At 69.3% G+C, this 14,121-nt stretch carries 13 protein-coding genes; 7 read left to right on the top strand and 6 right to left on the bottom strand.

Annotated elements, in window-relative coordinates:
- The first annotated feature begins 191 nt into the window (after nucleotides 1–191).
- Nucleotides 192–1,046, top strand: a complete 855-nt coding sequence (locus tag HPY32_RS09790) for a TauD/TfdA dioxygenase family protein (RefSeq protein WP_067591028.1) — start codon at nucleotides 192–194, stop codon at nucleotides 1,044–1,046.
- A gap of 409 nt (nucleotides 1,047–1,455) precedes the next feature.
- Here the strand turns inward: HPY32_RS09790 and HPY32_RS09785 are convergent, their stop codons facing one another.
- Complete coding sequence (locus tag HPY32_RS09785; protein ID WP_156674584.1) at nucleotides 1,456–2,187, bottom strand: zf-HC2 domain-containing protein; 732 nt, start codon at nucleotides 2,185–2,187, stop codon at nucleotides 1,456–1,458.
- 84 nt (nucleotides 2,188–2,271) lie between these two features.
- Here HPY32_RS09785 and HPY32_RS09780 point away from each other — a divergent pair, with 84 nt between their 5' ends.
- The 3 genes from HPY32_RS09780 to HPY32_RS09770 are packed head-to-tail and all read left to right on the top strand — an operon-like array spanning nucleotide 2,272 to nucleotide 4,130.
- Nucleotides 2,272–2,838: a sigma-70 family RNA polymerase sigma factor gene (locus tag HPY32_RS09780; protein ID WP_067591031.1), complete on the top strand. Its 567-nt coding sequence runs from the start codon at nucleotides 2,272–2,274 to the stop codon at nucleotides 2,836–2,838.
- Nucleotides 2,839–2,889: 51 nt separating this feature from the next.
- Nucleotides 2,890–3,228, top strand: coding sequence for an ArsR/SmtB family transcription factor (locus HPY32_RS09775; RefSeq protein ID WP_067591034.1), 339 nt, complete (start codon nucleotides 2,890–2,892; stop codon nucleotides 3,226–3,228).
- Nucleotides 3,225–4,130, top strand: coding sequence for an SRPBCC family protein (locus tag HPY32_RS09770; RefSeq protein ID WP_067591037.1), 906 nt, complete (start codon nucleotides 3,225–3,227; stop codon nucleotides 4,128–4,130). Before HPY32_RS09775 ends, HPY32_RS09770 begins: the two co-directional genes overlap by 4 nt.
- Nucleotides 4,131–4,165: 35 nt before the next feature.
- Here HPY32_RS09770 and HPY32_RS09765 read toward each other — a convergent pair whose 3' ends face one another.
- The 3 genes from HPY32_RS09765 to HPY32_RS09755 form a co-directional block, all read right to left on the bottom strand.
- Nucleotides 4,166–4,396: a hypothetical protein gene (locus HPY32_RS09765; RefSeq protein WP_156674585.1), complete on the bottom strand. Its 231-nt coding sequence runs from the start codon at nucleotides 4,394–4,396 to the stop codon at nucleotides 4,166–4,168.
- Between the two features lie 438 nt (nucleotides 4,397–4,834).
- Nucleotides 4,835–5,272 carry a protease inhibitor I42 family protein gene (locus HPY32_RS09760; RefSeq protein ID WP_156674586.1) on the bottom strand — a complete coding sequence of 146 codons (438 nt, stop codon included), beginning with the start codon at nucleotides 5,270–5,272 and terminating at the stop codon, nucleotides 4,835–4,837.
- Nucleotides 5,273–5,388: 116 nt separating this feature from the next.
- Entirely contained in the window at nucleotides 5,389–6,195 is an 807-nt protein-coding gene (locus HPY32_RS09755) for an SAM-dependent methyltransferase (protein WP_067591046.1), read from the bottom strand.
- Between the two features lie 117 nt (nucleotides 6,196–6,312).
- On the opposite strand from HPY32_RS09755, the gene HPY32_RS09750 reads away from it, so the two are divergent.
- Entirely contained in the window at nucleotides 6,313–8,430 is a 2,118-nt protein-coding gene (locus tag HPY32_RS09750; RefSeq protein ID WP_082871892.1) for a putative bifunctional diguanylate cyclase/phosphodiesterase, read from the top strand.
- Nucleotides 8,431–8,780: 350 nt separating this feature from the next.
- On the top strand, nucleotides 8,781–9,797 hold the full coding sequence (gene curA, locus HPY32_RS09745) for an NADPH-dependent curcumin/dihydrocurcumin reductase (protein WP_067591049.1): 1,017 nt from the start codon (nucleotides 8,781–8,783) through the stop codon (nucleotides 9,795–9,797).
- A 122-nt stretch (nucleotides 9,798–9,919) separates the two neighbouring features.
- On the opposite strand, the gene HPY32_RS09740 is transcribed toward curA, so the two are convergent.
- Nucleotides 9,920–10,996: an alpha/beta hydrolase gene (locus HPY32_RS09740; protein WP_067591052.1), complete on the bottom strand. Its 1,077-nt coding sequence runs from the start codon at nucleotides 10,994–10,996 to the stop codon at nucleotides 9,920–9,922.
- Nucleotides 10,997–11,184: 188 nt separating this feature from the next.
- Nucleotides 11,185–12,279 carry an amidohydrolase family protein gene (locus HPY32_RS09735; protein WP_067591055.1) on the bottom strand — a complete coding sequence of 365 codons (1,095 nt, stop codon included), beginning with the start codon at nucleotides 12,277–12,279 and terminating at the stop codon, nucleotides 11,185–11,187.
- Between the two features lie 323 nt (nucleotides 12,280–12,602).
- Here HPY32_RS09735 and HPY32_RS09730 point away from each other — a divergent pair, with 323 nt between their 5' ends.
- Nucleotides 12,603–14,075: a purine-cytosine permease family protein gene (locus HPY32_RS09730; RefSeq protein ID WP_231951750.1), complete on the top strand. Its 1,473-nt coding sequence runs from the start codon at nucleotides 12,603–12,605 to the stop codon at nucleotides 14,073–14,075.
- Nucleotides 14,076–14,121 lie beyond the last annotated feature (46 nt).

Below are 14,121 nucleotides of genomic sequence, written 5' to 3'. Positions count from 1 at the left end.
CCGAATGTATGCCGGGATCATCCCACGGAAAACCGATCACGGGCAATATGACCGGTTTCGATGTTATCCAGAAATTATTGTCCGGAAGCATTGTTTATCCTAAATTTATCCGCTCGTTGGGCTGCGCGATTCGGATCCGCGACATACCATGGCAGCCGTCGGCTTCCCGTTGCGGCCAGGAGGGGTCATCGATGCCTGCGACCATTACCGTTCAGCCGATTTCCGGCGCTCTCGGCGCCGAGCTGCGAGGTATCGATCTCGCGACGCTGACCGACACCGAATTCGAGACGGTGCACGAGCTGCTGCTCGAATATCAGGTGCTGTTCTTCCCGGATCAGGGCGACCTGCCGCCGGCCGCGCATATCGCGTTCGGCCGCCGCTTCGGCGAGGTCGAGTTGCATCCCTATCTGCCGAAACTCGAGGGTTTTCCCGAAATAGTTCTGATCGAGTCGGACCGGGGCGGAAAGGTCGACTGCTGGCACACCGACATGACCTTTCACGAAAGCCCGCCGCTGGTGTCGATCCTGCAGTTGACGACCTGCCCGCCGCGCGGCGGCGACACCATGTGGACCAATCAGTATCTGGTCTACGAGCGGCTGTCCGCGCCGCTGCGGGATCTGGTCGACGGCCTGACCGCGGTGCATTCGGTGACGGCGGGCGACTACACGGCCTCGGCCGAACATCCGCTGGTGCGGGTGCATCCGGAGACCGGCCGCCGCTCGCTGTATGTGAACCGGCTGTTCACCTCGCACATCCCGCAGCTGAGCCGCCCCGAAAGCGACGCGCTGCTCCAGCATCTCGTCGAATTCTCCGAGGGCCCGCAGTTCACCTGCCGGTTCCGCTGGCAGCCGGGCGCGGTAGCCCTCTGGGACAACCGCGTCACCCAGCACTACGCGGTCAACGACTACGACGAGCCCCGCCGCGGCCGCCGCGTCACAGTCCTGGGCGACCACCCCGAGGGCAACCCACCCCGCTGGCCGAACTACACCCCCGCCGACGGCGAGCGGTACTGGCCCATGCGCGTCAACGCCAAGTCCGGCTACTGAAACAGCTTAGGCCGCACCGTCATTCCGGCATGCTACCGCCCGTCACTCCGGCAAGCGTCCACTCGCCATTCCGGCAGGCTGCCACCCGTCACTCCGGCAGGCTACCGCCCGTCACTCCGGCAAGCGTCCACTCGCCATTCCGGCAGGCTGCCACCCGTCACTCCGGCAGGCTGCCACCCGTCACTCCGGCAAGCGTCCACTCGTCATTCCGGCAGGCTGCCACCCGTCACTCCGGCAAGCGTCCACTCGTCATTCCGGCAGGCTGCCACCCGTCACTCCGGCAAGCGTCCACTCGTCATTCCGGCAGGCTGCCACCCGTCACTCCGGCAAGCGGCCACCCGTCAGTCCGGCGTGCTGCCACTCATGATTCCGGCATGCTTTTGGCCGGAATCCATGTGCCGCACTCGACCTACGCGGCGCGATGACGACTGGCCGGACGTCGATGCCGGAACCGCAGGATCGAATCCTCGTGCGCCACATCGATATCCGGCACCTCGTCCGCGAAACGCTCACGCCCGGTATCCATTCGGTCTCCGATAGGCCGATCATCGTCGCGGTGTCGGCGGTACACCAGATACAGCAGCGCCACCCCGAGCAGCACCGGAACATGCGAAATCAGCCGGGCCGCAGTCACATCCCCGCGCGTGATGTCGAGCAGCGAGACCCCGGTCAGCACGCCGACGAACACGCTCAGCATGGGCAGCTGCCCGGCCGCGGTGCGGGTGCGCAGCGCCGCCCACACCAGCCCGATGCCGATCGCCAGGTTCCAGGCCGCGCTCTCGTGGCTCATGTGGCCCATCATGAACGCGCCGTGCGCCGCATGCCCCATGCCGGTGTCGGCGCCGAACAGCTGGGCCAGCGCCAGGCTGGTCTGCGCGACGGCGACGACGGCCAGCGCGGCCCGCAGCCCGACGGGCTCGCGGGTCTGTTCGGGCACGGCCGCCATGATCCGCGCGGTCAGGTCCGGCACCGCGGGCGCAGGATGCAGAATCGTCGCCCGGCGCAGCTCTTCGGCGCGGCGGTACCAGTCCCGGCAGCCCGCGCAGCCCACCACATGCCGATCGACCACCGCGGCCCGGATCGGTTCCGGCTCGCCGTCGATACGCGCGGACAACGCTTCGCGGACCGTTTCGCACCTCATGTCCCTATGGTCGCGCAGACCCGCCGAAGAGTTCCCGCCACGGTATGCAAGCTTCCACGACAGCATGTAGTAGCCTGACGAACCGTGCCCGGTGACAAAGACGACGAGCTGACCGCGCTTGCCCTGGCCGCGGGTCGCGGCGATCGGCGGGCATTCGAACAATGGGTGCGCGCCATGCAGGCCGATGTCTGGCGGTTCCACGCCTATCGCGCGGGCCCCGGCGCGGCCGACGACCTCACCCAGGAGACGTTCGTCCGCGCCTACGGCAGCCTGCCCCGATTCGCGGGCCGCGCCTCGGCCCGCGCCTGGCTGCTGTCGATCGCGCGCCGCGTGGTGGTCGACTCCATCCGCTCCGCGGTCGCCCGCCCCCGCCTGCACGACACCGACGACTGGGAGTCCGCCGCCGAACAGCGCGCCGCCGTGCAGCGCACCGGCCGCACCTTCGAGGACCTCGTCGAGATCCGCATGCTGCTCGACGGCCTGGACCCCGAACGCCGCGAGGCCCTGATCCTCACCCAGGTCCTGGGCCTGTCCTACCAGGAGGCCGCCGAGGTCTGCGGCTGCCCCGTGGGCACCGTCCGCTCTCGCATCGCCCGCGCCCGCGAAGACCTCCTGGCCGCCACCCGCGAACGCGACGGCGGCGTGGGCTGACGGCCCTATATGCCTTGACGGGAATATAACCAAAGAGGCACACTGGCGGTTGTGACAGTAGCGTTCGACGTTCTCGTCGAGCCGAATCGCCGCCGCATTCTGGATTTGCTGCTGCAGCGGCCGCAGTCGGTGGGCGAGTTGGCCACTCGGCTCGGGTTGTCCCAGCCGGGTACCTCGAAACATCTGCGCGTGTTGCGGGAGGCCGGTTTCGTCCGGGTCCGGGTCGACGCGCAGCGCCGCTGGTACGAGCTGGATCCGGCGCCGCTGGCCGAGCTCGATGCCTGGCTGGCGCCCTATCGCCGGTTGTGGGCCGACAGTCTCGACACCCTCGAACGCCATCTCGACGCCCCGCCGGAGCCCGCGAATCCCGAACGAGGAGAAACGTCATGAGCCGCACCGGAACCCTGCGCCGCGACGGCGACCGCTGGGAGCTGCGCTTCGAACGCGAACTGGCCCACCCGGTGGAGACCGTGTGGCGGGCCGTCTTCGACTCCGACCGGCTGGCGCACTGGTATCCGGCGGCCGAAAGGGAGCTGGAGCCGGTCGTCGGCGGCAAGGTGCGCGAGGTCTACGGCGCGGGCGAGCAGGCGGTGACCATCCACGGCGTCGTGACCGCCCTGGAGCCGCCGCACGTCCTGGAGTACCGCATGGACTCCTCCGCGGTCGGGTTGGCCGGATTCGACGAAATCCGCACTCTCCGTTTCGAATTGCACCCGCTCCCGACCGGCTGCCGCCTCGTCTTCCTGCACACCTTCGGCGACCGCCCCGGCGCGGCGAGCTTCGCCACCGGCTGGCACCGCTGCCTGGACGCACTCGCCGATTCCCGCACCGACGCCCCCACCTCCGCCGACCCCGATTTCTCCTGGCCCCAGCAGCACGAGCGGTACGTCCGGCAGTTCGGCCTGGACGAGGGCACGGCCGAACAGACCGACACCGCCACAATCATCCGCTTCGAACGCCAGCTGATGATGCACCCCGTCGACGAGGTCTGGCAGGCCCTGACCGCCGGGCACACCCCCACCGCAGGCGCCGAACCCCCGGCGCCCTTCGCCCCGGCCGGTCTCCCCACCGGCCCGGCTCGCACCGTCGATCCCCCATCACTCCTCGAATTCCATACCGCCACAACGAATCCCCACACCATCCGCTGGCAACTCCGCCCCGGCCCCGGCGGTGCGCGCATCACCCTCACCGACACCGCACCGCAGCTGACCCCCGAGGAGACCGCCGAAGCTCTGGCTACATGGCACGATCACATCGAACAGATCGTCGCCGACCTCGGCCGACAGGACTGACCGATCCCCTTGCACCGCAAGGCAATACGGGCGTTCTACGGCAGCACCAGGCAGGCGGGCCCCAGGTTGATCCCGGTACCCACGTTCACCTCGGAGGTAACGATCGCCGCCCCCGGCGTCGGATACTCACCCGCCCAAATCGTGTGCACGCCCGCCCGATCGGGCGTCCACACGGTCTGAGCCTTCCCGGTATCGCCGGTCGGCGCCCCCGGCGGCCGCAACGTCTCCTGCGTACGAACCCCACCGACCTCATCGATGAACAACACCGAGGTCCCCGGCTTCGCGGTCGCGGTAATCGTGTACGAACACCCGGTCCCATACACCCCCGAACTCCCGAAACTCATCCCCGGCGCAACCTCGACCGCAGTCACATCCGCCACAGCATCGGGTGCAGCACAAGCGACCCCGACCACCACACCGAACGCCGCAACCCCCGCGCCCACCCTGGACATCATCCGCATTCGAGCCCCCTCAGACGAAGAATTTCCCCCCGGAAGGGGCTCCACCGAGAATCGCACACCACGGGTCACCGGGCAACGTGGTGGATAACGAAGAATATGGTGTGCGATCCCGGCCAAAAGCACGCCGGGACCAACAGGCCCAGCACACCAAGACCAACAGGCCCAGCACACCAGGACCGACAGGTCCGGCACGCCGGGATCAGCGGGTCCGGCGCGCCGGGATCGACAAAGCCCCGAGCGCGCTCAGTGAACCGATGCGTTCACCGAGAAGTGTTGGGGCGGGGGTGTGCCCGGCTGCCAGGCGGGCGGCAGTGACACCAGGTCGAGGCGGGTGTTGCCGGGGGCGGATGCGGTGAATGTCCACACCGACGTTCCCGGGGAGCCGGGCATGATGTTGGTCGGGCGAAATTGGGGGTCGCCCTCCTGGTGCATGACGCCCTGGTCGAAATCGGCCAGCTGCCAGCGGTATCCGGTGGAGGGGTTGTCGGGGAGGGCGATGGCCAGCTCCTGGCCGACGGTCAGCGTCACCGTCTGTCCGTCCGCGTCGGTACCCACGATCATCGGTTCCGAGATCGGCGTCGCGACGGCGGGTCCGGCCGCCGGATCGGCCCACGCCACCGCATTCGTGCCACCGGCGGCGAGCGCCACGCCGAACGCGACCATCAGCAAAGGTGTACGCACCACAGTCCTTCCGTATCCCTGGATCACCACGGCCGACGGCCGGGCGCTCACACCATACCGACGCCCGCGCCCATGCGCGCACCCTGGCTCGCGAATACGTTGGTACACAACGCCACTCAGTACTTACGCGCCACCCCGCCGTACGCCCCCGACATCTCCGGGCACTCCCCCACATCCGCCGGATCGTCCGGCCGCCACAGCGGCAGCGGCACCAGCCCCGGCGCGAGCAGCGTCCAATCGGCGAAGTAGGCGCCGATCTGTTCCCGCGACCGCAGGACGATCTCGGTCGAGGTGCGTCCGGACAGCTTCTGCGCCGCCAGCACCTCGGCGGGCTGCCCGTCGGCGGTCGCGTGGGTGATGGCCAGATAGCTGCCGGGCGCCACCGCCTCCCGCAGCCGCGCCACGCTCGCCGCCGGGTCGGCCCCCTCCGGCACGAAATGCAGCACACCCAGCAGCAGCACCGCCATCGGCCGCCGGAAATCCAGCAGCCCCGTCGCCGCCGCCTCGGCCAGAATCGCCTCGGGCTCGGCCACATCCGCCTGAATCACCGTCGCGCCCGGATTGTCCGCGAGGATGGCGCGGCTGTGCGCCACGGCGACCGGATCGATGTCGACATACACCACGCTCGCCCCCGGATTGCGGGCCTGCGCCACCTCGTGCACGTTGCCGACCGTCGGAATCCCCGACCCCAGATCGAGGAACTGATCGATCCCGGCGTCCACCAGCAGCCGCACACACCGCCGCAGCAGATCCCGATTGGCGCGCATGGTTTCGGCGACATTCGGTGTGAACGCCTCGATCTGGCGCGCCAGCGCCCGGTCGATCTCGAAATTGTGCATCCCGCCGACGAAGTAGTCGTACACCCGGGAGGCACTGGGCCGGTCCAGGTCGATGCCCTCCGGCGCCCAATCAGGTCTGGTCATTCCCGCTCTCTCCGCTACCGCGCCCCGCCGGAAGGCCAGGCACCGCAATCGTATTCGAGCATCTGCGAAATGGTTGCGGTTCACATGTTGCCGCCGACCCGGCTACGATCGATCTTCATGGCGTGGGATGGGTCCGATCTCGACGGCCCGCACGCGGAACTGGCCGAGCGGTGGGCGGCCGCGCTCGGCGGCGGCGCTCGCGATCACGTCGTGCCGTTGAGCGCGAGCGAGACACGGGAGTTGCTGACCCGTCTCGCCGCCGACCTCGTCACCGCCACCCACACCGGCGACCCCGCCCGCGCCGCCGAACTCGGCGCCGAACTGGCCCGCGCGCACTTCGTCGGCGACGAGGTCCTCGGCCGCAGCATCGCCGTCCTGGAGCGCTATTTCGCCGACACCGGCGCGCCCTGCCCCGCCGCCGTGCTCGGCGCGTTCGCCTCCGGCTACGTGCGCGCCTTCCGCGCCTGGCTGCTCGCCGAACAGGAGAGCGTGCGCGCCGCCGACATCGCCGCCCGCCGCGTGGTCGAGCAGCAGCTGCGCGGCAGCGAGGCCCGGTTGCGAGCGGTGTTCTCCCAGGCCGGAATCGGCACCGGCCTGTCGGATATGAGCGGCCGGATCATCGAGGTCAACACCGCGTTCGCGACCATGCTCGGCTACCGCCCCGAGGAGATGACCCGGTTCACCGTCACCGACCTGGCCCACCCCGACGACCCGCCCGGCATGTGGGAGCTCTACGCGGGCGTGCTGCGCGGCGAGCACGACAGCGTGCAGTTGGAGAAGGCGTACCGCCACCGCGACGGCCACACCGTGTGGACCAATATCAACGTCTCGCTGATCCGCGACGAACAGGGCCTGCCGCAGTACACGCTGGTCCTGGTGGAGGACATCTCCGAGCGCCGCGCCCTGCGCGAGCGGCTGACCTACCGCGCCCTCCACGACCCGCTCACCGGCCTGGCCAACCGATCCCGCTTCTTCGACGCCCTCACCACCGCCTTCGCCGATCCGACCGCCCGGGTCGGCCTGTGCTACGTGGATCTGGACCATTTCAAGACCGTCAACGACACCCTCGGTCACGCCGTCGGCGACGTGCTGCTCACCCAGGCCGCCGCGCGCCTGACCGCCTGCGCGTGCGGCCCCGATCAGCTGGTGGCGCGGATGGGCGGCGACGAATTCATCATCCTGGTGCCGCGCGCCCGCAACTCCGGCGAACTGGCCGAGCTGGCCCGCACGGTGGTCGACGCCTTCAGCGTGCCCTTCGACATCCTCGGCCACCGCCTGACCGTCACCGCCAGCGTCGGCGTGATGATCGAACGCACCGCCCACACCACCACCGACGAGCTGCTGCAGGCCGCCGACACCACCATGTACTGGGCGAAAACCGATGGGCGCGCCCGCTATTCGATCTTCGACCCGGATCGCCGCCGCCGCGAGCACACCCGCGCCGAGCTGACCGCGGCCATGCCGGCGGCGCTCGCACGCGGCGAGTTCTACCTCGACTACCAGCCCATCGTCGCGCTCGCCGACCAGCGCCCGCTGGCCGTGGAGGCGCTGGTGCGCTGGCGGCATCCGGCGCTCGGCGTGCTCAGCCCGGCACGATTCGTCGACCTCGCCGAGGACAGCGGGCACATCGCCGCGCTCGGCACGGTGGTGCTCGAGCAGGCGTGCCGCGACGGCCGCCGCTGGCACGACGAGTTCGGCGCGCACACCCCGGTGGTCAGCGTGAACGTCTCCGCCGCCGAGGTCGCCGACCCGGCCTGGCTGCACCGGGTGCAGCGGATCATCACCGACACCGGATTCGACCCTGCCAGACTGCAATTGGAGCTGACCGAGCGCACCTTCATGCACGCCACCGGGCGGCCGCTGCAGGCGCTGCGCACCCTCGCCGAGGCCGGAGTCCGCATCGCCATCGACGATTTCGGCACCGGCTACTCCAACCTCGCCTATCTGGGCCGACTTCCGTTGCACGTGGTCAAGCTGGCCGGGCCGTTCATCCACCGCATCCGCAGCGCGGGCACCGCCGACCGCAGCGATCTGCTCATCCTGGAAACCATCATCGGCCTCACCCACGGCCTGGGGCTTACCGTCACCGCCGAGTGCGTGGAGACCGGCCATCAGGCCGACCGGCTGCTCGACCTCGGCTGCGACACCGCGCAAGGCTGGCTGTTCCACCGTCCGATGCCCGCCGACCGGATCACGGCGCTGCTCACCGCGGCCTGCGTGCATCCCGCCGAATAGAACCGTCCGGTCGCACATCGTTACCATCCGGGAGAGAATGCAGCGATGATGCAGATTTACTACGGGTGGTTTCTCCTGCTGTACGGCGGGGAAAGGTTGCTGGAGCAGTTCTTCCGATCGTGAGTAGTCGCGATCGGAGTCTTGCCGCCACCCGAAGGGAGCACGACCATGTCCACGATCCTGTACGCCCTGCTACAGCCGCTACTCGGTAACGACACGGCCGGTTACTGGTCCTCGATCTTCGTCATCGGCCCCACCGACTGATCAGCCCGCCGGACCGGTGGATCCCGGGCCGGGGGCGCGCGACGTGGCACACTGCCCTACGCCCCCGACCGAAAGGCCGACGACCGATGCAGAGCACCCGAATCGTGCTGGCTTCCCGCCCGACCGGCATGCCGACGGCGGAGAACTTCCGGACCGAGACCGTCGAGCTGCCCGCCCTCGCACCCGGCGAGGCCCTGCTCCAGACGCTGTACCTGTCGCTGGACCCGTACATGCGCGGGCGGATGAGCGACGCCCCGTCCTACGCCCCGCCGGTGCGGATTGGGCAGCCCATGGTCGGCGCCACCGTCTCCCGGGTCCTCGAAACCACCGACGACACCGTGCGATCCGGCGATATCGTGCTCGGATACGGTGGCTGGCAGACACATTCGGTGGAGCCGGTGCGCATTCTGCGCCGCCTCGACCCCGCGGCCGCGCCGCCGCGCACCGCCCTCGGCGTGCTCGGCATGCCGGGCTTCACCGCGTACTCCGGCCTGCTCACCATCGGGCGGCCGCAACCGGGCGAGACCGTCGTCGTGGCCGCCGCGACCGGACCGGTGGGCGCGACCGTCGGCCAGCTCGCCAAGATCCGGGGCGCGCGGGCGGTCGGCATCGCGGGCGGACCGAAAAAGGTTGCGCTGCTGCGCGATTACTTCGGCTTCGACGCCGCCGTCGACCACCGCGCCCCCGACTTCGCCGAGCAGCTGGCCGCCGCCACGCCGGACGGCATCGACGTCTACTTCGAGAACGTCGGCGGCGCGGTGTTCGATGCCGTGCTGCCGCGGCTCAATCGGTACGCCCGAATCCCGGTGTGCGGCTTGATCGCCGGATACAACGACACCGAATTGCCGCCCGGCCCCGACCGATTGGGCCTGTTCATGTCGATGGTGTTGCGCCGCAGCCTGACCGTGCGCGGCTTCATCCAGACCGAGTTCGCCGCCGAGCAGTACCCGGCCTTCCTCGCCGACACCGCGGGCTGGATCGCCGAGGGGCGAATGAAATACCTCGAGGACGTCGTCGACGGTCTCGACAACGCCGTCGAGGCGTTCCGGGGCCTGCTCGTCGGCCGCAACCTCGGCAAACTGGTGATCAAGGTCGCCGACTGACCGGCCTGTCCACAATCATGGACGTCAGCCTGTCCACAATCTGGACGTCGGCCCGTCCACAATCTGGACGTCGGCCCGCCCACAATCTGGACGTCGGCCCGCCCACAATCTGGACGTCGGCGTCAGCCGATGTTGGCCGACAGGTCCGGCAGCATGCGGTATGCCTCGTCCTGCCAGTTGTTCCAGGCGTGCACGCCGAAGGCCGGGAAGTCGTAGGTGGCGTTCCGCGCGCCCAGCGACATCATCCGGACCTGGAAGGCGCGGGTGTTCACCAGCGCCAGCGCCTCGAGACCCATGCCGTAGACGGTGTTGATATTCGGTCCGTCGGTGGCGGTGGGGCGTCCGCTGGCGGCCGAGATCCACAGCCGGGTGTTGTTGGCGATCAGCCGCGGCGCGAACACGAACGGGTCCATCCGCAGCCACTGCGGACCCCACGGCGGCGCCATCGAATCCACGTTGTAGCCACCGGCATCGATCATGGCCACCCGGATGGCCTCGCGCATGCCGGGCGCGGAGATATTGAGGTAGCCGGAGAACGAACCGGCGAAGCTGAACTGATCCGGATGATAGGCCGACAGCGTCAGCGCCGCACTGCCACCCATCGACAGGCCGAACACGCCGTTGCGATTCGGGTTGAAGCCCAGCCGATCCCGCAGCGCAGTGCGCAGATCCTGGGTCAGGAAGGTCTCCCACCTGTAGGCGTAGGACTTGCCCGGCCCGCCCGAGAACACCTGCATCCCACCGGAACCCGAGGACGAGCCCGACGACGACCCGGACGACGACCCCGAACCGGGCGCGATGCCGACGAAGCTCGACGGCGCGTTCCAGTCCGCGTAGAAGCTGGACTGACCGCCGACCGGCATGACCACGTTGATGTTCCACTTGGTCATCTCGCGGGCGACCTCGGTCTCGATCTCCCAGCCGTTGAGATCCTGGCGGGCGCGCATGCCGTCGAGCGCGTACACCACCCGATCGGTATTGCCGTCCGCGGCGCGGAACACCCGCGACTTGATCGGGCCCATGCTCGAATCCACCCAGAAGTCGAAACCGTCCGGGTCGAACGCCGCCGACGCCGTCGCCCCGCCGCCGACCGCCGCCGCGCCGACCGGCATCAGCACGGCCAATACCAGCGCGAGCACGGCCCGCCCGAACGACGTCCTGTTCCGGCCGAACCCCGGCCGACGGCGCGATAATCGCATGAAGCAATGCCTTTCGTGAGCCGCGCTGTGCGTTGTCGCGCCACATGTCGCCGCCCACTACCCTTCCGTTACCGGAATGTGACCTTTACCGCTACGCCGCCGCCGCCGCATAACAGACGCAACCGGCAAACGGGTCCTACCGACCACCAGCCCGCACAATGCCCATCGGGCAAACAGTCAGCACGGCCCTATGCGCCCGCCGGTGCGTATTCGATTCCGCCGCACCAGATTCGCGTGATGGTGCGGGTCGCGCGGATATCGGCGAGCGGGTCACCGTCGAGCAGGATCAGATCGGCGCGGTGGCCGGGGGTGATGGCGCCGCGATCGGGGAGACGGAAGTGCCTGGCGGGGAGCGCCGTCGCGGCCTCGAGGGCCGCCGCGGCCGGAAGACCCGCGGCGACCAGGAGCTCGAGCTCACCGTGTATGGACTCACCGAACGGAGGCTGATACGGGATGCCGGGAGTGTGGTTGGCATCGGTTCCGGCCAGCACGGGAATGCCCGCGGCGTACAGGGCGCCGACAGTGGCCAGTGCGGCGTCGAACACCTCGGCGCGACCCGTCAGCTCGCCGATGCCCTTCATCATCGTGAGGGTGGGAACGGCGACCTGCGACCCGGCGGCCATGCGGGCGTTATCGGCGTCCGGCAGGACCGCATCGGTCGGGACGTGCGTGATCACATCGACGCCGACGTCGAGGCCCAGCGCATAGGCCCCGACCGTCGTGGCATGCGCGACCACCAGCAGATCGCGCGCATGGGCCGCGGCCACAACGGCTTTCGCGGTCTCGGGATCGGGCCCGCCGTCGCCGGGAGCCTCCAGCACGAGCTTGATGTAGTCCGACCCCGCGGCCACCCGCGCCGCCACCGCGGGCTCCGCCTCCGCGGGCCCGCCGATCACGCTCAGTTCGGCGAGACCGGACAATCCGGCATGCGGACCACCCGGGCCGATGATCGGCAACCCGGCACTGCGCACGGTGGCCGAATCCCGCACCGCACGCACCGCCGCCAGCATCGACAGCGGCCAGGCCGCCATGTCCAGCGCGGTCGTAACCCCGTGCGCCACCAACGATTCCGGCGTCTCGGGCCCCGCCACATGAACATGACAGTCGATAAATCCCGGCAGCAACACCGCACCACCCGCGTCGATCCGCCGCGCGCCGGTGGCATCGGTCGCGATCACGGACCCATCGATCACCACGGTGGTCGGTTCGGAAAGCTTGCGCCCGTCGAAGATTCGCACATTCGTCAGCGCGGTCCGAACGGCATCTGCGGCAGTGAAGGCCATCTTCCGACTGTAGATCACCCTCGCGTCCGCACCCGCTTGGCGCGGCTCACCCCACCGAGGTCGGCCCGGTCACCGTCATCCCACCTACTCCGGAAACGAGATCTTGAAGCCGTAGGCGATAACGGCGGCACTGATCACGGAGATGACCGCGATAATCCACATACAGGTCCCCCAAAGGGTTGGTACAGAACGCGTTTCAACTTAGCGTGACCCGACTCACACCGCCACTCGAGACGATCCCGGCCAAAAGCATGCCGGGAACAGGCATTGCACGCCGGAAACAACCATTGACTGAATTTTCAGTTGTGGTTACGGTCACAGCTGTGACGGAGTACGTGGACCCGAACGCCGATCGGGTCGGGCAGATCGAGCAGGCCGGTGTGGAATTCCTTCCCGAGCAGGCGCGCGATTCCCGGCCCCGTAATCTGGCGGCGGTCTTCATCGGCGGCAATCTGACCTGGACCGTGGTCGTATTCGGCTGGCTGGCAATCTCGTTCGGACTCGATTTCGCCGATGCCGCCTCGGCGATCGTGGTGGGGGCGCTGGCCGGGGCGGTGCTGGTGGCGCCGCTGGCGGTCGTCGGGCCGCGGACCGGGACCAATATGACCGTGGCCAGCGGGGCCTGGTTCGGCATCCGCGGCCGGTTCATCGGCTCCGCACTGGCTTTGGCCTTCGCCCTCGCCTACGGCGCGGTCACGGTGTGGACCAGCGGCGACGCCCTGGTCGCCGCCGCGCACCGGCTGCTCGAGACACCGGAGAACGACGGGGTGCGCGCGCTCGCCTACGCGCTGGTGGCCGCGGCGATGGTGACCGTCGCCCTGTTCGGGCACGGGACCATCGTGGCGGTGCAGCAGGTCGTGGTTCCCGTGGTCGGCGTGCTCATGCTGGTGGGCCTGGTCGCCTTCGCCGGAAGGTTCGCTCCGAGCGCCACTTTCGGCCCCTACCGGCTGGGCGGGCACTGGCAGACCTGGATGCTGTCGGCGGTGCTGGCCGCCGGCGGCCCGCTGTCGTACGCGCCGGTCGTCGGCGACTACTCCCGGCGCATCTCGGCGCGCCGCCACCGCGGCCGCACCATCGTCGCGGCTTTCGGCATCGCCCTGTTCGTCGGCCAGCTGCCCGCGCTGCTCGGCGCGTACATCGCGACCGGATTCACCACGCGCACCGGATCTTTCCTGCACGACGTGGTCGCCGCCGCCCCCGCCTGGTACCTGCTGCCGATCCTGGTCATCTCGCTGGCGGGCGGGCTCGGGCAGGGCGTGATGAACATCTACGCCAGCGGCCTCGATCTGGAGGGCCTGCTCCCCCGCCTGCGCCGGGTGCAGACCACGACGATCAGCGCCACCGTCTCGATCGTGCTGCTGTATGTCGGCGTGTTCGTGGTGAACGCCGCCGACGCCGTGACCGCGATGACCGTGGTGCTCAATGCCGTTGCCGCACCGTGGATCGTGGTGCTGGTCGGCGGGGTGCTGCGGCAGCGCGGCGACGGCTTCGACACCGTGGATCTGCAAGCGTTCGCACAGGGCCGCCGGGGCGGACGCTACTGGTTCACCCGCGGCTGGAACGTGCCCGCGACCGCGGCCTGGGCGGCCGGATCGATCTTCGGCATCCTCACCGTCGACACCACGCTCTACACCGGCCCGCTCGCGGGCATCGCGGGGGGGATCGATGTGAGCACCCTCGGCTCGGCCCTGGTCACCGCCGTGATCTACCCGATCGCGCTGCGGCTGTCGGGCGCGCCCCGGCGGGCGGCGGCTCGCCACGAGGAAACCGCTGCGCTCACGGCGCCGACGGAGTAAATTCATTACTGACTGAGTTTTCAGTTCGTCTGTACAAGGAGGTACC

The organism is Nocardia terpenica, from assembly GCF_013186535.1.
In the GTDB taxonomy this organism is placed as follows: Bacteria; Actinomycetota; Actinomycetes; order Mycobacteriales; family Mycobacteriaceae; genus Nocardia; species Nocardia terpenica.
Note: the sequence above shows the minus strand (reverse complement) of the source record. Positions and strands in the feature narration are given on the sequence as shown.